Source organism: Couchioplanes azureus (assembly GCF_014648355.1).
In the GTDB taxonomy this organism is placed as follows: Bacteria; Actinomycetota; Actinomycetes; order Mycobacteriales; family Micromonosporaceae; genus Actinoplanes; species Actinoplanes azureus.
The window spans coordinates 149,661-170,787 of the sequence record NZ_BMQY01000005.1; the positions used below are offsets into that span (position 1 = coordinate 149,661).

Below are 21,127 nucleotides of genomic sequence, written 5' to 3' on the forward strand. Positions count from 1 at the left end.
AGGACCGCGCAGCCTTGCGGTTCCGGCCCGGGCCGGGGTGGGATCAGCCCAGAAGCTTGGTCCGCAGCGCTTCGTCCTTCTCCGCCACGACCTGCTCCAGATTCTCCTGGAAGGCCCGCATCTTCGCCAGAAGCCCCGGATCCGAGGCGGCGAGGATCCGCACCGCCAGCAGGCCCGCATTCCGGGCACCGCCGATGGAGACCGTGGCGACCGGCACCCCGGCCGGCATCTGCACGATCGACAGCAGCGAATCCATGCCGTCCAGGTACTTGAGAGGAACCGGCACACCGATCACCGGCAACGGCGTCAGGGCAGCGACCATGCCGGGCAGGTGCGCGGCACCACCGGCACCGGTGATGATGACCTTCAACCCGCGATCGGCGGCCGACGTCGCATAGTCGACCATCTTCTGCACGGTACGGTGCGCGGAAACCACGCCGACCTCGAACGGCACCTCGAACTCGGCGAGCGCCAGCGCCGCCGCCTCCATCGTGGACCAGTCGGAGTCGCTGCCCATGATCACGCCGACGCTGGGTGCCATCACTTGCCTTCCTGCAGCCACCGGGCGGCCCGAGCGGCCCGGGCGCGTACCGATGTCATGTCGTCGCCGAGCACGGTGACATGCCCGATCTTGCGTCCGGGACGCACCTGCTTGCCGTACAGATGGACGCGAACCCCGGGATCCGCGGCGAAAAGATGATGCAACCGCTCGTCCAGCGTCATCCCACCGGGCGCCCCGCCGAGCACATTCGCCATGACGACGGCGGGAGCGGTGAGCGAGGTCTCCCCCATGGGATAGTCGAGCACGGCCCGCAGATGCTGCTCGAACTGCGAGGTCCGGGCCCCCTCGATGGTCCAGTGCCCCGAGTTGTGCGGCCGCATGGCCAGCTCGTTGACGACGATCCCGTCCGCCGTCTCGAACAGCTCGACGGCCAGCAGCCCGACAACTCCGAGCGCATGGGCAAGGTCGATCGCAAGCTGCTGAGCCTCGACGGCCAGCTCCTCGGGAAGCCCCGGAGCGGGCGCGAGCACCTCGACACAGATCCCGTCCCGCTGCACGGTCTCCACCACCGGATAGGCGGCAACCTGCCCGAACGGCGACCGAGCGACCAGAGCCGCAATCTCCCGCCGCAGCGGCACCCGCTCCTCGACGATCAGCTCGACCCCGGTGGCAACAAGCTCCTCCGCGGCCGCGAGATCGGCGAGCATCCACACCCCACGCCCGTCGTAGCCACCCCGGACAGCCTTGGCCACAACCGGCCAACCGGACCCTTCCCCCGGCCGAGCCCCGACCTCGGCAGCGAAGTCGGCGATCTCCGCGGCGGTCGACACCGGCCGCCATCGCGGCACGGGCGCACCCAGCTCCGACAGCCGCTCGCGCATCCGCCGCTTGTCCTGCGCGAAGACGATCGCCTCCGCACCCGGATAGATCTTCACACCCTCGGCGGCCAAGGCGGCGATATGCCCGGTCGGCACATGCTCATGATCAAAAGTGACGGCATCGCACCCCTTGGCGAACTCCCGCAGCGCCGAAAGATCCGTATGCGTCCCAATCCGCACATCCGCGGCAACGAGAGCGGCACTGTCGTCGGGCGCCTGGGAAAGCACACGCAACGACTGCCCAAGAGCGATCGCGGCCTGGTGGGTCATCCGGGCCAACTGCCCGCCGCCCACCATGCCGACAACGGGAAGACCGGTTCGAGTATCCATCGCTGACCAAGCCTAACGACTGGACCTCGGCGCCGAAGAGGCGGCCGCACGAGGTGACCAGCGGCAGAGGGAGTTGAGGCGGTGTGAGGGAGTTGAGGCTAGGGGATGAGGGAGTTGAGGCCAGGGCTGAGGCGAGACGAGGCCCGTTATGACGAAGAACCGGTCCTTAGGTACGCCCACGGTGGCCGACAGAAGCAGCACCGACCGACCCCGCCTCCGGCGGCTACCGCACTCGGCACCGTCGGACTCCAGGCCGCCCACGCCCGCCGGACGCCGCGCCAGACACCGTCGGGCTCCAAGCCGCCCACGCCCGCCAGCCCGCCGCGCCAGACACCGTCGGGCTCCAAGCCGCCCACGCCCGCCGGACGCCGCGCCAGACACCGTCGGATCGCAGACCGTCCGGTGCCGCCGCCGGCGGTGGGATGCGGCCGGCAAGCCGGTCCGCCGCCGGTAGTCGGCGGTCCAAGGCGGCCGGCGATCCAGTGCCGCCACCAGCGGCCGACACTCCGGCGCCATCGGCGACCCCATGCCGCCACCAACCGCCGCTCGGGCACGACCAGCGACCCAATGCCACCACCAACCGCCGGCACTCCGGCGCCACCAGCGGTCCAGTCCCCCGCCGACCGCCCGGCAGTCCGACGCAGCCGGCGCCGCAGTGCCCCCGCCCACGCCCGGCAGCCCGACGCACCCGGCGCCGCAGTGCCCCCGCCCACGCCCGGCAGCCCGACACAGCCGGCGCCGCAGTGCCCCCGCCCACGCCCGGCAGCCCGACACAGCCGGCGCCGCAGTGCCCCCGCCCACGCCCGGCAGCCCGACACGACCGGCGCTCCAGTGCCCCCGCCCACGCCCGGCAGCCCGCCACGACCGGCGCTCCAGTGCCCCCGCCCACGCCCGGCAGCCCGACACAGCCGGCGCTCCAGTGCCCCCGCCCACGCCCGGCAGCCCGACACAGCCGGCGCCGCAGTGCCCCCGCCCACGCCCGGCAGCCCGACACAGCCGGCGCCGCAGTGCCCCCGCCCACGCCCGGCAGCCCGCCACAGCCGGCGCTCCAGTGCCCCCGCCCACGCCCGGCAGCCCGCCACGACCGGCGCTGCAGTGCCGCCGCCGGCGCCCGGGCAGTCCGGTGCGGCCGGCGGTCCGGTGCCGGTGCCGGCGACGGGGGCCTACGGTTCGGTGCGGCCGGCCGTTCGTTTCAGGTTGTCAGGCGGGCCTCCAGTTCTGATGGGGTTGTTGCCGGTTGGTCGCAGACGAAGCCTCGGCATACGTAGGCCGTCGGGTGGCCGTCGATGAGGGGGCGGTTGGCGAGCAGGGGGACGCCCGGCTTGTCCGGTGGGCCGGCGACGATCACGGTTCCTGGTGGGGCGTGGCGGTGGGCTGTGGTCAGGAGGGGGTCGTCCGGGTTGTCGGTGGCGATGGCGATCTCGTACGGGCCCGCGAGCGCCGCCTCGGCCACCGTTGCCGAGTAGCCGGCGAAGCGCGGGTGGCCGCCGATCAGCGACCCGACCGTCTCCAGCGCCGCGTCCGCCGCCTCGCGGTAGCGCGCGTCACCGGTCAGCGCCGCATACGCCACGAGGCCGGCGCAGATGGCCGCCAGGCCCGACGGGGTGGCGTTGTCGGTGGGGTCGGCCGGTCGGGTCACCAGCCGCTCCGCGTCGTCCGCCGTGTCGTAGAAGCCGCCCTGGCCGGTGCCGAAGTGGGCCAGTGCCACGTCCAGGAGCCGGCCGGCCGACGTGAGCCAGCGGCCGTCGCCGGTGAGCTGGTGCACCGCGCAGAACGCCTCCGCCACGGCGCCGTAGTCCTCGAGCACGCCGGCCGGTTCCCCGACGACGCCGTCCCGGGAGACGCGGCGCAGGCGGCCGTCGACGATGTGCCGGTCGGCCAGCACCTCGGCGAGGGCCACGGCCGCCGCGCGGGACGTGGGCGAGCCGACGAGCGCGGCGTGCTCGACCAGCGCCGTGATGGCGAGCCCGTTCCACGACGCCACGACCTTGTCGTCCCGGGCCGGCTGGGGTCGCTGCGCGCGGGCGGCGAGGAGCCTGCCGCGCACGTCCCTCCACCGAGCCACGACCGCCGCGGTGGCACCGTCAGGGCGGTCACCTCGCTCGGGACCCCCGTTTCTCTCCTCACCGGGGCTGCCCGCGCCGGCGTCACCACCGAGCGCCCCGCCGACGCCGTCGGCGTCCGGGTCGAGCGGCTCTTGGAGGCCGTCGATGTCGCGGGCCAGGACGAGCACGCTGCTGCCGTGCTCGAACGTGCCCTCGGCGGTGACCCGGAAGAGGTCGGCCGCCCACCGCCCGTCCTCCTCGCCCAGCGCCTCGGTCAGCTGCGCCGGCGTCCACGCGTAGGTGAGACCCTCGACGCCGTCGGTGTCCGCGTCCAGCGCCGAGGCCAGGCCCCCGGCGGGTGTGGCGAGGTCACGCAGGAGGAACTCGGCGGTCTCGTCCGCGATGCGGCGGGCGAGCGGGTCGCCCGTCAGCCGCCACAGCTGGGTGTAGACGCGCAGCAGCAGGGCGTTGTCGTAGAGCATCTTCTCGAAGTGCGGCACCGTCCAGGTGGTGTCGACGGCATAGCGGGCGAAGCCACCGGCCAGCTGGTCGTAGATGCCGCCGCGGGCCATCCGCTCGGCCGTGTGGCGGACGATCTCCAGATCCTCGGCCGCGCCGGTGCGCTGGTGGCGGCGCAGCAGGAACAGCATGTTCATGTGCGGCGGGAACTTGGGTGCGCCGCCGAAGCCGCCGTATTCCTGGTCGTGGTCCTTGGCGAGCCGGGTCGCCGCGGCGTCGAGCAGCGACGCCGAGATCGGCGTCGCGGGACCGCCGACCAGCTGGGCGCCGCCGATGGCCTGGACCACCGCCGAGCCCTGCTTGACGACGTCGTCGCGCTGGTCGCGCCACGCGGTGGCCACGGAGTCGAGCAGACGGGCGAAGGTGGCTCGGGGGTAGTAGGTCCCGCAGAAGAACGGCTCACCCTCCGCGGTGGCGAAGACCGTCATCGGCCAGCCGCCCTGGCCGGTCATGGCCTGTGTCGCGGTCATGTAGACGGCGTCGACGTCGGGGCGCTCCTCGCGGTCCACCTTGATCGCCACGAAGGCGGCGTTGACCTGACGGGCGATGCCCTCGTCCTCGAAGGACTCGTGCGCCATCACGTGACACCAGTGGCAGGCGGCGTAGCCGACGGAGATGAGCACGGGGACGTCGCGCCGCCGGGCTTCCTCGAACGCCTCCGGCGACCACGGCCACCAGTCGACGGGGTTGCCGGCGTGCTGGAGCAGGTAGGGCGAGGTCGCGGTCGCCAGACGGTTGGCCATGTCCCCAACCTAGCCCCGGCGTACGCCGGAGAACCTTACGAAGCGCCGTCGGCTCGCAGCGGCACGATCGTGGCGGGCGCGGCGTCGGCCAGGTGCACCAGCGCCGGAATGATCTTGTCGACGGGCAGCGGACGGCTGAAGTGGTAGCCCTGTGCCGCCGTACATCCGAGGGCCAGCAGGGCCGCACGCTGCTCGGCGGTCTCCACTCCCTCGGCGACGACCCGGGCGCCCAGCCGGGCGCCGAGCTCCACCGCGCCGCGGACGACGGCGGCCGCGGCGGGCGAGTCCGTCATGTCGGTGACGAAGGAACGGTCCACTTTGAGCTCGTCGACCCGGACCCGGGTCACGAAGGCGAGCGAGGAGAATCCGGTGCCGAAGTCGTCTACCGAGATCTGCACCTGCATCTCTCGCAGCGCCGCCAGCACCTCGTCCACGACACCCTGGTCGCTCACCGCCACCGACTCGGTGATCTCGAGGACCAGCCGCCCCGGTGCCATGCGGTGCCGGCGCAGGGCGTCGGCCACCTGCGCCGGGAAGGTCGCGTCGAGCAGGCTGCGGGCCGAGACGTTGACCGAGACGGGTACGTCGACACCTGCCGCCGCCCACGCCGCGGCCGCCTCGAGGGCACGGTCCAGGACATAGCGGGTGAACGGGGCGAGCAGCTCGCCGACCTCCGCGGTCTCCACGAAGACGGCCGGCGTCAGCAGGCCGCGGCGCGGGTGGTTCCAGCGGATCAGCGCCTCCACCCCGGTCGGCGCGCCGGTGTCGAGGTCGACCTCGGGCTGCAGCATGAGGATGAGCTGGTCCTTCGCGGTGAGCGCGTCGTGCAGCTCGGCGGGGAGAGCAAGGTGGTCGGTGCTGCTGGCGTCGCGGGCGCTGTCATAGGCGGCGACGCCCACGTGCAGTTCCTTCGCCTGCTCCAGGGCGATGCCGGCCCGGCGGATCAGCTCGCTGAGGTCGGCGTGGCCGGCGCGCTCCACCACGACACCGACGGCGACCTCGAGAACCAGCCGCACTCCCCCGATCTCGGTCGGCCGCCCGAGGCTGTCGGCGATCTCCCGGGCCCGCCGTACGGCCTGCGGCAGCGGGCTGGGCGCCTCCCGCAGGGCCGTCGCGGAGTCGGCAAGGGTCGCCACGGCGGGTAGCAGCAGGGCGAATTCGTCGTCACCGAGACGCGCCACGAGTTCTCCCTCGCAGGCGAGCTCGGTCAAGCGTGCGGCCACCGTACGCAAGACGTCGTCGCCGGCCCCGTGACCGAGCGTGCCGTTGATCTCCCGGAAGTTGTTGAGATCCAGCAGCAGAACCGCGACGGCCCGGTCGCGGTGCAGCGAGCGCAGCAGCGCCTCGCCCTCGGCGAGCAGCGCGCGGCGGTTGGCGAGACCGGTCAGGTGATCGTGGACACCGTCGTGCGCGACCCGGGCGTCCAGCAGGGCGAGCCGCTCGTGCGCCGCCGCATCATGCAGCGCGCCGGCCAGCACGTCTGCGTATGCGGAAACAGCCAGCTCATCACGCGCGGCGGGCATGGTCGGCTCGGCGAGCCAGACGGTCAGCCTGCCGACCGTCGCGCCGCCGACGGCCATGCTCCGCGTGATGACGGACCCCGGGGCGGCACCGGGCACCGCATCGGGAGACGCCTCGCCAGAATAGCGCCGGTTGCCGGAGGCGGGCTCACTGTCCACAGACGCGGACGGCAGCGAGACCTCGATCTCGACACGCCGCGCCCCGAAGACGTCCAGGGCACCCCGCAGTCCGGCCTCGGCCACCGCGACCTCGGTCGGGCCGCCGAGGGTACGCGTGGCCCGCGCGAACGCCTCCCACACCCGGCGCTCCTCCTCGGCGCGCAGATGATACCGATAGGTCCGCTGCAGCAGCCACAGCACGGGCACCAGGGCGACGAGCCACAGCGGCTCGTTGACCAGGGCATACAGCGCGGACAGTCCGACCAGGACGTTGCCGACGAACATCGGGAGCTTGGCATGCAGCGCCCGCGCGGCGATCTGGGCGGGCGGGGCGTCACGATGCACCGACAGCGTCAGCAGGACAAGACCGAGGGTGACGGCAAGGTAGGTCGCGGCGCCGGCTATCAAGCCGACGTACGTACGCGTGCCGCTCATGGACGCGCCCGGACCGATGATCGCGTACGCGACGGGAACCGCCCCGCACGCCCCCAGGCTCAGGCAGGCCGCGAGATGAAGCACGTCGGCGACCGCCCGCCGGCCGTTGAGCCAGGTGACAAGAGACCAGGCGGCGGCCGCACCGACGAGGGTGGCGGCGGGCAGCCACCCGGGCGGCGCCAGCGCGAAGCCGAGCACGAACGCGGTCTCGCCCCAGGAGACGCTGACGGTCCCCCGCCCGACCCTCACCCGCAGCTGAGCGAGTTGCGCCAGGCCGGCGAGCACCAAGGCGGCCGCCACGCCGACGGCCGGCGGATGCGCGAGCGCCCGGGGTCGCTCCCACGGAAGCAGCACGGCGAGGACCGCGAGGACCACCGCGACGCCGACCACACCACCGGTCATCATCCGTACGCCGGCACTGCGCCGGACAACCGCAGAGAGACGACCACCGGCGTCACGGCGAACGGAGGCGGAGAAGGCCGAGGACGACGTCATGCCACCACCCGGCCGATCCGGTGCGGAAGCAACCGGCCATGCTCGGTGCCGCACGTTCTCGTGGCCCGACAGGATCTCGTGGGCCGGCTCGTTCTCGTGGGCCGGCTCGTTCTGGTGGGCCGGCTCGTTCTGGTGGGCCCGCTCGTTCTGGTGGGCCCGCTCGTTCTGGTGGGCCCGCTCGTTCTGGTGGGCCCGCTCGTTCTGGTGGGCCTGCTCGTTCTGGTGGGCCCGCTCGTTCTGGTAGGCCCGCTCGTTCTCGTGGGCCAGCCCGATGGCGGGGCAGCTGTGCCCGGCGGCTGCGGCGCGCTGAGCAGTGGCACAGGAGGATGCACGTGCATCTGCAGTGGAGGAAGCGGGGGGCTGATGATGGTCACCGGTTGCCCCCCTTTCCGCGCAGGGTCGAGGGACATCAAAGCCCCCCGGCGGAAGGCTAAGCCAATCCGGCGGAACGCAACAGGGGTAGGCGGCGAAGCATTGTCGATGGCCGGATCGCCGCAGGTCTCCGACGTCGCAGGTCAGGACCCCTCGACACAGTGGACCGCAGCCGTGAGTAACTAGGCGCGCTCGCCGCGGTCAAGGTCATCCGACCGGGTCCGCCCGGACGCCGGGCGCTTGACCTCGCCGTCCGCAACATCGCCCTCCACAGTGGAGTTCTCCGCGCCGCCGGAGGACGACCCGGGCGTCACCTCACTGCGAGCGAGATCGGCATCCAGCCGGGCGATCTCCGCCTGCCGCGCGACATCCTGCTCGTCGGGAAAACTGTCGGGAAGCCGACGCAACCGCTTGTTCATGTTGCGAATCAGCAAAACGGTCGCTACCGACAACAACACGATGATGAAGAGGCCCATCGGCCCGGCCAGGCCGCCGGACCGGGTGTCTCCGAAGTTGTTGACCGCCACGACAAAGTTCACCCCCCAACGGTACGCCCCTCGCCGCCTCCCGTGACCCCGGGCTCCCGCAGGCGGCAAAGGGCCGCCGTCCGCCCCGACAAGTCCGGACACCGCGCCCATCTCTCCGCCACCGCATGAGCCCGTCCACGAACCGCGTAAGCAGGTCCCTGACACGGCGTGAGCGCCCGCGGCGCCACTTCAGCCCGTCCAGAACGCCGCTTCCAGCCCGTCCACGACGCCGCACGACCGACCGCAGCACCGCGTAAGCGTCTACGGCACCGCGTAAGCGCGTGCGGCATCCGGGCGAACGTCCACGGCACCGCCCCAGCGCCCGTGGCATTCCGTGAGCGCCTACAAACACCGCACAAGCGCCTGCAGCACCGACTGAGCCATCCATGCCCAGACGATGACAAATCCCGACAAGCCGCCAATTGACGCAGAGACGCGAAACGCTGACCAGGCGGGCCGGCGCCGAGCTTCACCCGGCCAGGCAGCGCACGACGACGAGGATTCCCTCCGATCCCGGGCACCGCACGGGAACCAGGATCCGCCCCCGCTCGGAGGCAGCGCACGCAGACCTACATCTCTGCCCCAGCCCGCGAGCAACGCGCGGGACGGGGGCGACGGCTCGGTGTCAGCCGACCTCGACGGACTCGCGGATGCCCGCGAACAGGTCGGACTCCGGCGCCGGGCTGTCGACCAGCGAGCGCGCCAGCTCGAAGTCCTCCGTCGGCCACACCTTCTGCTGCAGCTCCAGCGGCACGTGGAACCAGAACCCGTCCGGGTCCACCTGCGTGGCGTGGGCGCGCAGCGCGTTGTCACGGATCTCGAAATACTCTCCGCACTCGATCCGCGTCGTGATCTTGTCGCCGCGGTCGGGCCGGTCCTGCGCCTTCTCCAGCCACTCCGCGTAGGGCGACTCCAGGCCGGCGGCCAGCATGCCCTCGTGCAGCGCGAGCATCCGCGCCCGGCTCCAGCCGGCGTTGTAGTAGAGCTTCAGCGGCTGCCAGGGCTCGCCCAGCTCGGGGTACTTCTCCGGATCGCCGGCGGCCTCGAACGCGACCACCGAGATCTTGTGGCACATGATGTGGTCCGGGTGCGGGTATCCGCCGTTCTCGTCATACGTGGTCATCACGTGCGGCTTGAACTCACGGATCAGCTTGATCAGCGGAATCGCGCCCTCGGCCGGGTCGACCAGGCCGAAGCAGCCCTCGGGCAGCGGCGGAAGCGGATCGCCCTCGGGCAGTCCCGAATCCACGAAGCCCAGCCAGGCCTGCTTGACGCCGAGGATCTCGCGGGCGCGGTCCATCTCCCGGCGGCGGATGTTCGTGATGTCGGCCAGCACCTCGGGCCGGTCCATCTTCGGGTTGAGCACGCTGCCGCGCTCCCCGCCCGTGCACGTGGCGACCAGCACCTCGACGCCTTCGGCGACGTAGCGGGCCATGGTGGCCGCGCCCTTGCTGGACTCGTCGTCGGGGTGCGCGTGCACCGTCATCAGACGCAACTGCTCAGCCACTGATCTCTCCCTCGACCGGGCCTGTTGTCGCAGGCCCGGCTCCGGCTGCGAAGATGGACACGGCCATTCTGGCCGATGGCACCGACACTTTTCGCAGGAGAGGCCCCCTGGTGAGCGAGACGCGCGCCACAGCGCCGGTATTCCCGCCGGGTCGTTACGGCCGGCGCCGCGACGGTCGCCGACGTCTGCTCGTACCCGTGATCTTCGCCGTGGTGGTCGCGGTCGTCGCGGTGACCCTCGCCGTCCGCCTCTACCAGCAATACGGCAGCCCGCACTACGACGCCCAGATCATCCGATGGACCGGGGCGACAGAAACCCAGATAACCATCGATTTCACCGTACGGGTGCCCGCCGGCGCCGCGGCGACCTGCGACCTGCGGGCGCGTGACTATGCGGGCAATCAGGTCGGCATCCGGACAGTGACCGTACGGGCGGCCGCCGGCGGCAGCACGATCGAGGCATCGGAGGTCGTGCCCACCACCGCCAAGGCCTTCGTCGGCGAGGTCCTCCGCTGCCGCCCAGCCGCCTGACGCCGCCCGCCCACCGGGACGAAACGGCTGTTCGGCGAGCAGGGAAGCCTCGGCCGCGGCGCGCAGGCCTCCGTCGCATCGTCCGGCTCAGCGGCCGCCACCGGGCGGAAACTGTCGGACCCGCACGCTACAAAAGATAGGAACGCACCGGCGCCCGCCGGCGAGTTCCGGCGCCGCAAAGGATCCGCCCGCGGATCAACCGTTCACCGTGCGTTATCGAGCGAACCAGCCGCAGGCACACCGCTGGTAAGCTAGGTGATTCGCTCCGTACGCCTGTCCCGCCCCAAGGAGAAGAGTCTGTGACCAGTTCAGAAGCGTCGAAGACCTGGCTCTCCCAGGACGCTTACGACCGGCTGCAGGCCGAGCTCGACGAGTTGATCGCAGCCCGGCCGGCCATCGCCGCCGAGATCAACGCCCGCCGCGAGGAGGGCGACCTGCGGGAGAACGGCGGCTACCACGCCGCCCGTGAGGAGCAAGGCAAGCAGGAAGGCCGGATCCTCTACTTGAAGGAGTTCTTGCGCAACGCCGAGGTCGGCGAGGCCCCGACGGCCGACAAGGTCGCTCCGGGCATGGTCGTGACGATCTACTTCGACGAGGACAAGACCGACACGGAGAAGTTCCTCCTCGGCTCCCGGGAGATCGCCTCGACGACCGACCTCACGGTGTACAGCCCGGAGTCGGCCCTCGGCGTGGCAATCCTCGGCGCGGCCAAGGGCCAGACCGTGACCTACACCGCCCCCAGCGGCGCGGACATCAAGGTCACCGTCGTCGACTTCTCACCGTTCGGCGCCTGATCCGCCCACCGGACCCCGCTGCATCCGCCCACCGGAGCACACCGCGGACGGGGGCGCGCGCAACACCGACGCGCCCCCACGGCGTCTCCCTCGGGCGAGAAGCAGTGCGGCCCTGACCAGAAAGAGCGACGCCGGCTCGTCTCGAAGGGAGCGCGGCCGGAATCGAGCACGCCTCGAAACCGGCCGGCCAGCTAGCCGCGCCGCCCCGAAAGCCTGCCGGCCAACCCAAGCGCGGCCACGAGACCAGACGGCCCGACCCCGTGCGCGCAAGACCGGCCGGCCGAACCGCGGTGCGGCCAGTAGGTGCCGGCCACGCTGTGCCGCTTGTGGGCGCCCGCCAGGCTGTGCGGCTTACTGGGCACCAGGCTGTGCGACTCGTAGGCGCCCGCCAGGCTCTGCGACTCATAAGCTGTGCGACTCATAAGCGCCGACCAAGCTGTGCGACTCATGGGCGCTCGCCAGGCTGTGCGGCTAGTGGGCGGCGGCCAGGTCGCGGCGGGCCTGTTCCATCGGCCCGGCGATCTCCTCGTCGATGCGGGCCGACTGCGACTCGGTCAGCGTGACCTCCGCCGGCAGGTGCGGACGGCACTGCAGCATCGCGGCGCGCAGTCCCGTCGGCGGATGCGACGCGAACAGCGAAGCCTCCTCCCGCCGGCTCAGCTGGCGCAGCAGGGGCAGCGACCCGGCCAGATTCCGGCGTACGGTGTCCGCCGCCTCCCGCCAGGCGGCACCCGCTCGCCGGGCTCGGGCCTCGCGGCAGATCACCGTCTCCAGCGCGTCGGTGACGAGGAACATGTCCATCATGCGCACCGCCGCCGGGGTGCCTGCCGCCCGCGCGGCAAGGGCGTCCGCGAGATACTCGGCGCGCTGGGAGTCTCGCTGGCTCAGCGACACCACGAGCAGGTGCAGTGCCCGCACCACGCGGAACAACACCCACTGGGCGGCGCCGACGATCAGGTCGTACAGGCCGCTTCCCCGGGGCAGGTACGGCCGGGTCAGGCTGGCGAGCTCGCCGAGCGTCGTGAGCGCCATGGTCTGCAGCGGGAGCCGGCGGACGTCACCGTTGACGAAGTGGCCGAGTTCGTGGCCGAGCAGGGCCACCCGCTCCTGCGGGTCGAGGGCCGCCCACAGCGGTACGCCCAGCACCAGCACGCGGCGCCGGCGGATGCCCACCGCGGTGGCGTACGCGTTGATCGACGAGTCGACGCCGACGATGTGCGGCACCGGCGCTCCGGTGGCCGCCGCCACCCGCTCGATCAGGGCGAAGAGCTCCGGCGCCTCCTCCGGCGACAGCACCTGAGCCTCGCCCGGGCCGGGAAAGCGGGGACGCAATGCCACGGCCAGGCCCAGCAGCGCGACGCCGGGCAGGATCGTCAAGCGCGGGAAGTCGTACGTGATCAGCCAGATCCCCGCGGCGGCGGCTGCGGCGACGCACAGCAGCATCACCACGGCGAGCGCCATGATCGCTGCCCGGGCCATGGTGAACGTGCGGGGTGCGAGCGGGCCGTGCGCCAGCGCGCGGAACTGGCTTTCGTTCAGGCGCCAGGCGATCCGGTGGGTGGCCCGGTCCGCCCAGCGCCAGCCGATCTCCGGGTGGCGCCGGTCCGGCTCGAACGCGGCCAGGCCCCATTCGCATCGGGGGCACCAGGGCTCGGCGCCGCGGGCGGTCGACAGGGCGGTCGCGCAGCGGGGACAGGACGTGATCACGGCTCGAGAGTTTGCCGCATCCTGCCCCTTCGCCGCTGTCCCACAACCGGACAGGGGGAGGTCAGGGGGTTCCCGACAAAAGGGTGATGGCGTAGCCGGAGCTGCGCAGGGCCCCGATCAGCGTCGCCGAGTGGTCCGGCCCCCGGGTTTCCACCGAGAGCTGCACCTCCACCTGGCCGAAGCTCAGCCGGGGGTTGTGGCGCGAGTGCAGCACGTCGACGATGTTCGCGCGGTGCTCGGCGATCTGGGTGAGCAGCCGCGCGAGCTCTCCCGGCTGGTCGCCCGTCTGCACCGACAGGCGCAGGAAACGTCCCGCCGACGCCAGGCCGTGCTCGATGACGCGCATCAGCAGCATCGGGTCGATGTTGCCGCCGGAGAGGATCGCGACCACCGGCGGTTCCAGGTCGACCTTGCCGGCGAGCAGGGCCGCCACCGCCGCGCCGCCGGCCGGTTCCACCACCATCTTGTGGCGTTCCAGCATGAGCAGCAGCGCCGCGGAGAGGTCCTCGTCGGTCACCGTGACGACGTCGTCGACCAGGTCGTGCACGTGGGCGAAGGTGAGGTCGCCGGGGCGCATCACCGCGATGCCGTCCGCGATCGTCGCCAGCGACGTGAGGGTCACCGGGGCGCCCGCCGCCAGCGACGGCGGGTACGCGGCCGCGCCGGTCGCCTGGACGCCGACGATCCGTACGTCCGGCTTCATCGCCTTGGCCGCGACCGCCACACCCGAGATGAGCCCGCCGCCGCCGACCGCCGTGACGATCGTGCCGACGTCCGGGCACTGGTCGAGGATCTCCAGGCCCACCGTGCCCTGACCGGCGATGACGTCGGGGTGGTCGAAGGGGTGGATGAAAACCGCGCCGGTCTCCTCGGCGAAGGCGCGGGCCGCGCGCAGCGCGTCGTCGACGGTGGTGCCCGCGTACTCGATCGAGGCGCCGTACCCCTTCGTCGCCGCGACCTTGGGCAGCGGGGCGTTCTGGGGCATGAAGACCGTCGACTTGGCGCCGAGCAGGCCGGCCGCCAGCGCCACGCCCTGGGCATGGTTGCCGGCGCTCGCGGCGACCACGCCGCGGGCGCGCTCGGCCTCCGACAACCGGGCGATGCGGGTGTACGCCCCGCGCACCTTGTACGAGCCTGCCCGCTGCTGGTTCTCACACTTGAGCCAGGCTCCCAGGTGCGTCGAGTGCTCCAGCGGTGTGGTCCGGACGACGCCGGTGAGCAGTGCCCGCGCGGCTTCGACGTCGGCAAGCGATAGCAGGTCAGCCATGGCAGAGATCGTGCCACAGCGGCGCGGGCGGACAGTTCACACGAAGGCGTGCCGGGGCCACGGGTTGGCGACCTCCAGCAGACCGGCGATCGACAGCAGCAGCAGTTCGGAATCGGGCGGCCCGACGATCTGCACGCCCACCGGCAGCCCGTCCGGTCGCATGCCGACCGGCACCACGATCGCGGGCAGCCCGGCCATGTTCCACGGCGCGGCGTACGGCGCGTACCGGATGTTGTCGACGATGTTGCGCCGCCACCGGCCGGTCGCGTGACCGACGGCGGGCGGCGGCGTCGCCGCCAGGGCCGGAGTGAGCAGCACGTCGATGCGGCGGTCCGCGAAGAAGTCGATGCTCTGGGCGCGCCAGGCGTCGCGCTGCTCCTGCCGTACCCAGCCGCGCTTCCAGGCGAGCCCGCCGAGCCGGACGTGGCGCCGGGTGCGCGGCTGCAGCGCCGCCGGGTCGATGCCCGCGGCCTCCACCTCCCGGTACGCCGCCGCGAACCAGGTCAGGAGTCCGGTCACGCCGAGCACCGTGGAATAGCCCGGCTCGGCGGTGACGGTGTCGTGCCCGGCCTGGACGAGGAGCTTCGCCGCGGTCGCCACGGCCGCCCGGTTCGGCTCGTCCGGGCGTACCCCCTGGACCGGGGAGCGCAACGCGACGCCGACCCGCAGCCTGCCCGGCGGGGTGAGCTTGGCCGGGGTGCGCCCGGCGAGCACGTGGAAGCCGAGGGCGGCGTCCCCGACCGTGGTGGCGAGGACGCCGTTCTCGACCAGGCCCATCCAGCCGTCGCGGCCGACGTCGCGCGGGATGACGTCGCGGCCCGGCTTGAGGCCGACCAGGCCGCAGCACGCCGCCGGGATGCGCAGCGAGCCGAGGCCGTCGTTGCCGTGCGCGATCGGCACCAGTCCGGCGGCCACGGCCGCGGCCGAACCACCGGACGAGCCGCCCGCCGTACGGTCCAGCGACCAGGGGTTGCGGGTGGCGCCTTCCGCGTCGTCGGTGGTGCCCCACAGCCCCAGCTCGGGCATGCGGGTGACGCCCACGACGACCGCGCCGGCGCCGCGCAGCCGGCGGACCACCTCGTGGTCCTCCTCGGCCACCGGCGTCCGCGCGGCCGCGGAGCCGTGCCAGGTCGGCAGGCCCGCGACCGGGGTGTTCTCCTTCACCGCGACGGGTACGCCCGCGAGCGGCAGGTTGGCCAGGTCCTCCTGGTCGTCGACCTTCTCCGCCTCGACGATCGCCTCGCCGCCGCGCACCACGCGGAACGCGCCGAGCGCGGGCTCGGAGATCGCGATCTGCTCGAGATGGTCGGCGACGACCTGGGTGGCGGTCGTGTCGCCACGGCGCACCGCACGGGAGATCTGCTTCGCCGTGGCACCCACCCATGTGGTCGCCAGGTTGTCCATGGCCCTCTCCGCTTGTCTGTGGAACCTCAGCCGAGCGCCTGCTCCAGATCGGCGAGCAGATCGTCAACGGTTTCGATGCCGACAGACAGTCGCACGAGATCGGCGGGTACTTCAAGCGGGGAGCCCGCCGCGCTGAGGTGTGTCATCTGCCCCGGGTGCTCGATGAGCGACTCGACGCCGCCGAGGGACTCGGCGAGGACGAACAGTTTCGTCCGGTTGCATACCTCGATGGCCTGCTCGGCGCCGCCCTTGGCGCGGAACGAGATCATGCCGCCGAAGCGCGTCATCTGCTTGGCCGCGATCTCGTGTCCGGGATGCGACTCCAGCCCGGGGTAGAGGATCTGACCGACCTTGGCGTGGCCGTCCAGGTACGCGACGATCCGCTCGGCGTTGTCGCAGTGCCGGTCCATCCGTACGCCGAGGGTCTTGATCCCCCGCAGCGTCAGCCACGCGTCGAACGGCCCGTTGACCGCGCCCATCGCGTTCTGGTGGAAGGCGAGCCGCTCGCCCAGCTCGTCGTCGGCCGTCACCAGCGCGCCACCCACCACGTCGGAGTGCCCGCCCAGGTACTTGGTCGTGGAGTGGATCACCACGTCGGCGCCGTGGGCGATCGGCTGCTGCAGGTACGGCGACGCGAACGTGTTGTCGACGGCCAGCATCGCGTCGTACTCGTGGGCGAGCCCGGCCAGCGCGGCGATGTCGGCGACGTTGAGCAGCGGGTTGGTGGGCGTCTCGGCCCAGATCATCCGGGTGTGGCCGGGGCGGAACGCCGCCCGGACCGCGTCGAGGTCGTGCAGCGCCACCGCGGTCCAGGCGAGGCCCCAGTTCTCGGCGACCTTGCTGAAGAGCCGGAAGGTGCCGCCGTACGCGTCGTCCGGGATCACCACGTGGTCGCCGGGACGGCACACCGTGCGCAGCAGCGTGTCCTCCGCGGCCAGCCCGCTGGCGAACGCCAGGCCGCGCCGGCCGCCCTCGATCGCGGCGAGGCATTCCTGCAGGGCGTCACGGGTCGGGTTGCCCGAGCGGCTGTACTCGTAGCCCAGCCGGGGCGCGCCGACGGCGTCCTGGGCATAGGTGCTGGTCTGGTAGATCGGCGGCACCACGGCACCCGTGCGGGGGTCCGGGTCCTGCCCGGCGTGGATGGCCAGTGTGTCGAAGCCGTACTCGTTACCCGTCATGAGGGGCAAGGCTAGTCTGCGCCCATGCCCGGCTGCCTGTTCTGTGCGATCGTGGCGGGCTCGGTTCCCGCGTTCAAGGTGGTGGATTCGCCGGAGGGCGTCGGCTTCCTCGACATCCGGCCCGTCTTCAAGGGGCACGTGCTGGTGGTGCCGCGCCCGCACGTACCCGAGTTGGCGGCCCTCGGACAGGATCTCCTGCCCGGCTTCTTCGCCCTCGTCCAGCGGGTGGCCGCCGCGGTCCCGGAGGCGACGGGCGCCCGGGGCACGTTCGTCGCGATGAACAACATCGTGTCGCAGTCGGTGCCGCATCTGCACGCCCACGTCGTGCCGCGGACGAAGGGGGACGGACTTCGCGGGTTCTTCTGGCCGCGGCACAAATACGACTCGGACGAGGAGGCGGCCTCCTACGCTTCCCGGATAGCCGGCGTGCTCGGGTAAGGATCCCCGCCCGGACGGCGTTGCACCCAGGCGGATGAAGGGAGACACCGTGTTCCTGCGACACAAGAAACTCGAGCTGCCCACCCCCGACCAGGCCCTGCCGGGCCGCCTGATCGAGATGCCGGTGGCCGACACGCACACGGTGCTCGGTACGCCGCTGAAGGGTCCGTGGCCGGCCGGCTTCGAGACCGCCGTGTTCGGCATGGGCTGTTTCTGGGGCGCCGAACGCATCTTCTGGCGCCTGCCGGGCGTGCACTCGACGTCGGTCGGGTACGCGGGCGGCACCACCAGGAACCCGACGTACGAGGAGACCTGCTCGGGCGGGACCGGGCACGCCGAGGTCGTCCAGGTCGTCTACGACCCGTCGAAGATCAGCTATGCGGACCTGCTGAAGGCGTTCTGGGAGAACCACGACCCGACCCAGGGCATGCGCCAGGGCAACGACGTGGGCACCCAGTACCGCTCGGCGATCTACACGACCACGCCGGAGCAGGCGCGGATCGCGCGGGAGTCGCTGGAGGCCTTCCAGCCGGTGGTGACGGCGGCGGGCCACGGCACGATCACGACCGAGATCAAGCCGCTGGACGCGTACTACTACGCCGAGGACTACCACCAGCAGTACCTGTCCGACAGCAAGAATCCGGGCGGCTACTGCAACCACGGCCCGAACGGCATGACCTGCCCGGTCGGCGTGGCGCGCTCCTCCTGATCCGCATCTGAGCAGGCAATGTACGGCCGCCGTCGGCGTTTGGGACGGCGGCCGTAACCCGTGCGGGTGGAAAAGATCGACAGCCGCCGAAGGCATCTCACACACTGAATGGACCGACAATTCGGGAGGTAGCCCTCGGGAGGTGTCCGATGTTCAACAACGAGGAGGAACGCGCCGCCTGGGTTCTCGCCGAATCCCTCATCGAGAAGGCGCGGGCCATGATGCGGCAGGCGGAGACCGCCCTGGAGACGTGGCGGATCGGCAAGGAGATGACCCGGCTGCGGTGCGCGCGACGCGGGATCAGCGAGTCCGACGCGGAGATCCGTTGGTCGGAGACGGCGAACGCGAAGAATGCGTTGACCGACAACAGCTTCCACGTGTCGCTGGCCACCATGTACTACAACGCCGCCGCGGCGCACTACTCCCGGGCCCACTACCTGCGCAGCCGCGGTGAGGCCCGGGTCTGAGCGCCATCGGCCCTGGAGAGCCCGACACCCGCACGGGGGGACGGGGGCCGAGCCCTCCAGGAGCCTGCGGCAAGGGTGCGTCGCTTTCCTGAGAGGTCGCTGAGTCGCCGGGGATCCGCCAGACTTGGCCGATGCAGAGCGCGACGGAGTCAGAACGCAAGTACGACGTGCCCGCCGGCTTCACCCTGCCCCCGCTGACCGGCGCGGGCGGCGTGAGCTGCAGCGGCGAGCCCCAGACGCACGAGCTCGACGCCACGTACTTCGACACCGAAGACCTGCGGCTGGCCCGCAACAAACGCACCCTGCGGCGGCGCACCGGCGGCACGGACGCCGGGTGGCATCTCAAGACCCCCGGCGAGGGCTCCGACCGCACCGAACACCGGCTTCCCCTCACCGACGGCGACGACGTCCCGGCCGAGCTGGCCGCCGAGGTGCGCACCATCGTGCGGACCCGTCCGCTGCGGCCGGTGGCCACGCTGCGGACCCGGCGGGTGGAGACGTCGCTGTGCGACGCCGAGGGCCGTACGCTCGCCCTGGTCGCGCAGGACGAGGTCGAGGCGGAGGCCGGCGGCGACCCGCAGCGCTGGCAGGAGATCGAGGTCGAGCTGGTCGACGGCGGGCCCGAGCTGCTCGACGCGGTGGAGGGACTGCTGCGGGCGGCCGGCGCCACTCCCGCCGCCGGGCCGTCCAAGCTGGCCCGGGCGCTCGGCGACCGCCTCCGCACGCCGCGGCCCGGCAAGGCCCGCAAGAGCGACCCCGTCCTCGGGTACGCGCGCGAGCAGCGCGACGCCATCGAGGCCCACGACGCGGCGGTCCGGGCCGGCGACCCCGACGCCGTGCACAAGATGCGCGTGGCGACCCGGCGCCTGCGCAGCACGCTCAAGACCTTCCGGCCCTCCTTCGATCCGGAGCGGGCGGAGTCCCTCAAGGGCGAGCTGAAATGGCTCGCGCACCGCCTCGGCGACGTCCGCGACGGCCAGGTCCTGCGGCAGAAGCTCGCCGCCGCGGCCGACAGCTTTCCCGAGGTGGCCGCCCGGGTCCGCGAGAAGCTGGAGGACGACGTCGCACGCGGGCGGCAGGCGCTGACCGAGGCCCTGGACAGCGACCGCTACCTGGCCCTGCTCGACGCGACGGACGCCCTGCTCGACGAGGCCCGCCCCGGGGCCGCAAGCGCCCGCCGCCGCGCCCGCAAGGTGCTGCACCGGGCCGACGCGCTGCTCGACACGGCCGTCAGCGACGGCGTCGACGCGGAGCTGCACGAGGCCCGCAAGAAGTACAAGCAGGCGCGGTACGCCGTCGAGGTCATCGCGCCCGCCGCCGGCAAGCCGGGCAGGAAACTGGTCTCGGCGCTCACCTCGCTGCAGGACGTCCTCGGCGCGCACCAGGACTCCGTCGTGGCCCGCGAGGTGCTGCGCGACGTGGCGCGGACGGCGCCGGACGCGTTCGCCTACGGCATCCTCTACGCCCGCCAGGAGCGGATCGGGGAGGAGACGTTCCACGAGCTGCCCGGGGTGATCAGGAGCTCGCGGAAGGGCAAGCTGCGGCGCTGGCTCGGCTGAGCGAGTTGGCACCGCCCCGGACGGGGTATGAAGCCTGTTCATGGAGGCCGAGGAACAGCAGTCCCAGAACGACCCGCAGCCCCACGATGATCAAAAGGCCCGGGAAGGGGCCCGGGACGACGTGCGGACCGCTCCGTACCAGGGGCCGATCAGCGAGCTGGAGGGTTACCGGGTCGCCGACGACGATGACGACGACCCGGTGCTGCTGACGGCCGACGGCAAGCCGGTGGACACCTGGCGCGAGGACTACCCGTACGACTCCCGCCTGGCCCGCACGGACTACGAGCACGACAAGCGCCTGCTGCAGATCGAGCTGCTCAAGCTCCAGAACTGGTGCAAGGCCACCGGCGAGCGCCTGGTGATCCTCTTCGAGGGACGCGACGCCGCGGGCAAGGGCGGCACGATCAAACGCTTCATGGAACACCTGAACCCGCGCGGCGCGTCCGTGGTGGCGCTGGAGAAGCCGAACGAGCGCGAGAGCACCCAGTGGTACTTCCAGCGCTACATCAAGCACCTGCCGGCGGCCGGCGAGATCGTGCTCTTCGACCGCTCCTGGTACAACCGAGCCGGCGTCGAGCGGGTCATGGGCTTCTGCACCCGCGCCGAGTACCTCGAGTTCATGCGCCAGGCCCCGGACCTGGAGCGGATGCTCGTCCGCTCGGGCATCCACCTGGTCAAGTTCTGGTTCTCCGTGTCCCGCGGCGAGCAGCGCACCCGCTTCGCCATCCGCCAGGTGGACCCGGTACGCCAGTGGAAGCTCTCGAAGATGGATCTCGAATCGCTGGACAAGTGGGACGACTACACCGAGGCGAAGGAGGCGATGTTCTTCTACACGGACACCGCCGACGCCCCGTGGACCGTCGTGAAGAGCAACGACAAGAAGCGGGCCCGGCTCGAGGCCATGCGGCACGTCCTGCACCGCTTCAAGTACGACGACAAGGACCCGGACATCGTCGGCACCCCCGATCCCCACATCGTCGGCCCGGCCTCCCTGGCGGTCGAGGGCACCGAGCTCTCCCCGCGGGTGTTCCCACGGCTCTGA

Annotated in this window: 18 protein-coding genes; 8 read left to right on the plus strand and 10 right to left on the minus strand. The window is 72.1% G+C overall.

The window, feature by feature from the left end; all coding sequences use genetic code 11:
- Positions 1 to 43: 43 nt before the first annotated feature.
- The 4 genes from purE to IEY99_RS19235 all read right to left on the minus strand — a co-directional run bounded on the left by purE (position 44) and on the right by IEY99_RS19235 (position 7,533).
- Complete coding sequence (gene purE, locus IEY99_RS19220; RefSeq protein WP_189205118.1) at positions 44 to 541, minus strand: 5-(carboxyamino)imidazole ribonucleotide mutase; 498 nt, start codon at positions 539 to 541, stop codon at positions 44 to 46.
- Positions 541 to 1,710, minus strand: a complete 1,170-nt coding sequence (locus IEY99_RS19225; protein WP_189205120.1) for a 5-(carboxyamino)imidazole ribonucleotide synthase — start codon at positions 1,708 to 1,710, stop codon at positions 541 to 543. The genes purE and IEY99_RS19225 overlap by 1 nt, the downstream gene beginning before the upstream one ends.
- Positions 1,711 to 2,902: 1,192 nt before the next feature.
- Positions 2,903 to 5,017, minus strand: a complete 2,115-nt coding sequence (locus IEY99_RS19230; protein WP_189205122.1) for a thioredoxin domain-containing protein — start codon at positions 5,015 to 5,017, stop codon at positions 2,903 to 2,905.
- Between the two features lie 35 nt (positions 5,018 to 5,052).
- A complete protein-coding gene (locus tag IEY99_RS19235) occupies positions 5,053 to 7,533 on the minus strand; it encodes a putative bifunctional diguanylate cyclase/phosphodiesterase (RefSeq protein ID WP_189205815.1) in 2,481 nt (826 codons plus the stop codon).
- A gap of 91 nt (positions 7,534 to 7,624) precedes the next feature.
- On the opposite strand from IEY99_RS19235, the gene IEY99_RS19240 reads away from it, so the two are divergent.
- Complete coding sequence (locus IEY99_RS19240; RefSeq protein ID WP_189205124.1) at positions 7,625 to 7,870, plus strand: hypothetical protein; 246 nt, start codon at positions 7,625 to 7,627, stop codon at positions 7,868 to 7,870.
- Between the two features lie 310 nt (positions 7,871 to 8,180).
- Here the strand turns inward: IEY99_RS19240 and IEY99_RS19245 are convergent, their stop codons facing one another.
- Together IEY99_RS19245 and mca are read right to left on the minus strand one after the other, a co-directional pair.
- Entirely contained in the window at positions 8,181 to 8,474 is a 294-nt protein-coding gene (locus IEY99_RS19245; protein WP_229799039.1) for a hypothetical protein, read from the minus strand.
- A 676-nt stretch (positions 8,475 to 9,150) separates the two neighbouring features.
- Positions 9,151 to 10,032, minus strand: a complete 882-nt coding sequence (mca, locus tag IEY99_RS19250) for a mycothiol conjugate amidase Mca (RefSeq protein ID WP_189205125.1) — start codon at positions 10,030 to 10,032, stop codon at positions 9,151 to 9,153.
- A 110-nt stretch (positions 10,033 to 10,142) separates the two neighbouring features.
- Between mca and IEY99_RS19255 the strand changes: the two genes are divergently transcribed.
- Positions 10,143 to 10,562: a DUF4307 domain-containing protein gene (locus IEY99_RS19255; protein ID WP_189205126.1), complete on the plus strand. Its 420-nt coding sequence runs from the start codon at positions 10,143 to 10,145 to the stop codon at positions 10,560 to 10,562.
- 299 nt (positions 10,563 to 10,861) lie between these two features.
- A complete protein-coding gene (gene greA, locus IEY99_RS19260; protein WP_189205127.1) occupies positions 10,862 to 11,356 on the plus strand; it encodes a transcription elongation factor GreA in 495 nt (164 codons plus the stop codon).
- 471 nt (positions 11,357 to 11,827) lie between these two features.
- Here the strand turns inward: greA and IEY99_RS19265 are convergent, their stop codons facing one another.
- The 4 genes from IEY99_RS19265 to IEY99_RS19280 form a co-directional block, all read right to left on the minus strand.
- The gene (locus IEY99_RS19265; protein WP_189205128.1) at positions 11,828 to 13,063 is read right to left on the minus strand and encodes a M48 family metallopeptidase; all 1,236 of its coding nucleotides are present in this window, start codon (positions 13,061 to 13,063) and stop codon (positions 11,828 to 11,830) included.
- A gap of 61 nt (positions 13,064 to 13,124) precedes the next feature.
- Positions 13,125 to 14,330, minus strand: a complete 1,206-nt coding sequence (ilvA, locus tag IEY99_RS19270; RefSeq protein ID WP_189205129.1) for a threonine ammonia-lyase — start codon at positions 14,328 to 14,330, stop codon at positions 13,125 to 13,127.
- A gap of 36 nt (positions 14,331 to 14,366) precedes the next feature.
- Positions 14,367 to 15,734, minus strand: a complete 1,368-nt coding sequence (locus tag IEY99_RS19275) for an amidase (RefSeq protein ID WP_189205130.1) — start codon at positions 15,732 to 15,734, stop codon at positions 14,367 to 14,369.
- Positions 15,735 to 15,760: 26 nt separating this feature from the next.
- Positions 15,761 to 16,912 (minus strand): cystathionine gamma-synthase, encoded by a 1,152-nt coding sequence (locus tag IEY99_RS19280; protein ID WP_189205131.1) that lies wholly within the window; start codon positions 16,910 to 16,912, stop codon positions 15,761 to 15,763.
- A 24-nt stretch (positions 16,913 to 16,936) separates the two neighbouring features.
- Between IEY99_RS19280 and IEY99_RS19285 the strand changes: the two genes are divergently transcribed.
- From IEY99_RS19285 to ppk2, 5 genes are all read left to right on the plus strand, one after another.
- The gene (locus IEY99_RS19285; protein WP_189205133.1) at positions 16,937 to 17,350 is read left to right on the plus strand and encodes an HIT family protein; all 414 of its coding nucleotides are present in this window, start codon (positions 16,937 to 16,939) and stop codon (positions 17,348 to 17,350) included.
- A 49-nt stretch (positions 17,351 to 17,399) separates the two neighbouring features.
- On the plus strand, positions 17,400 to 18,059 hold the full coding sequence (gene msrA / locus IEY99_RS19290; RefSeq protein WP_189205135.1) for a peptide-methionine (S)-S-oxide reductase MsrA: 660 nt from the start codon (positions 17,400 to 17,402) through the stop codon (positions 18,057 to 18,059).
- Between the two features lie 149 nt (positions 18,060 to 18,208).
- Positions 18,209 to 18,526: a hypothetical protein gene (locus tag IEY99_RS19295; RefSeq protein ID WP_189205137.1), complete on the plus strand. Its 318-nt coding sequence runs from the start codon at positions 18,209 to 18,211 to the stop codon at positions 18,524 to 18,526.
- A gap of 131 nt (positions 18,527 to 18,657) precedes the next feature.
- Positions 18,658 to 20,085, plus strand: a complete 1,428-nt coding sequence (locus tag IEY99_RS19300) for a CYTH and CHAD domain-containing protein (protein WP_189205139.1) — start codon at positions 18,658 to 18,660, stop codon at positions 20,083 to 20,085.
- Positions 20,086 to 20,125: 40 nt separating this feature from the next.
- Entirely contained in the window at positions 20,126 to 21,127 is a 1,002-nt protein-coding gene (gene ppk2 / locus IEY99_RS19305; protein WP_189205141.1) for a polyphosphate kinase 2, read from the plus strand.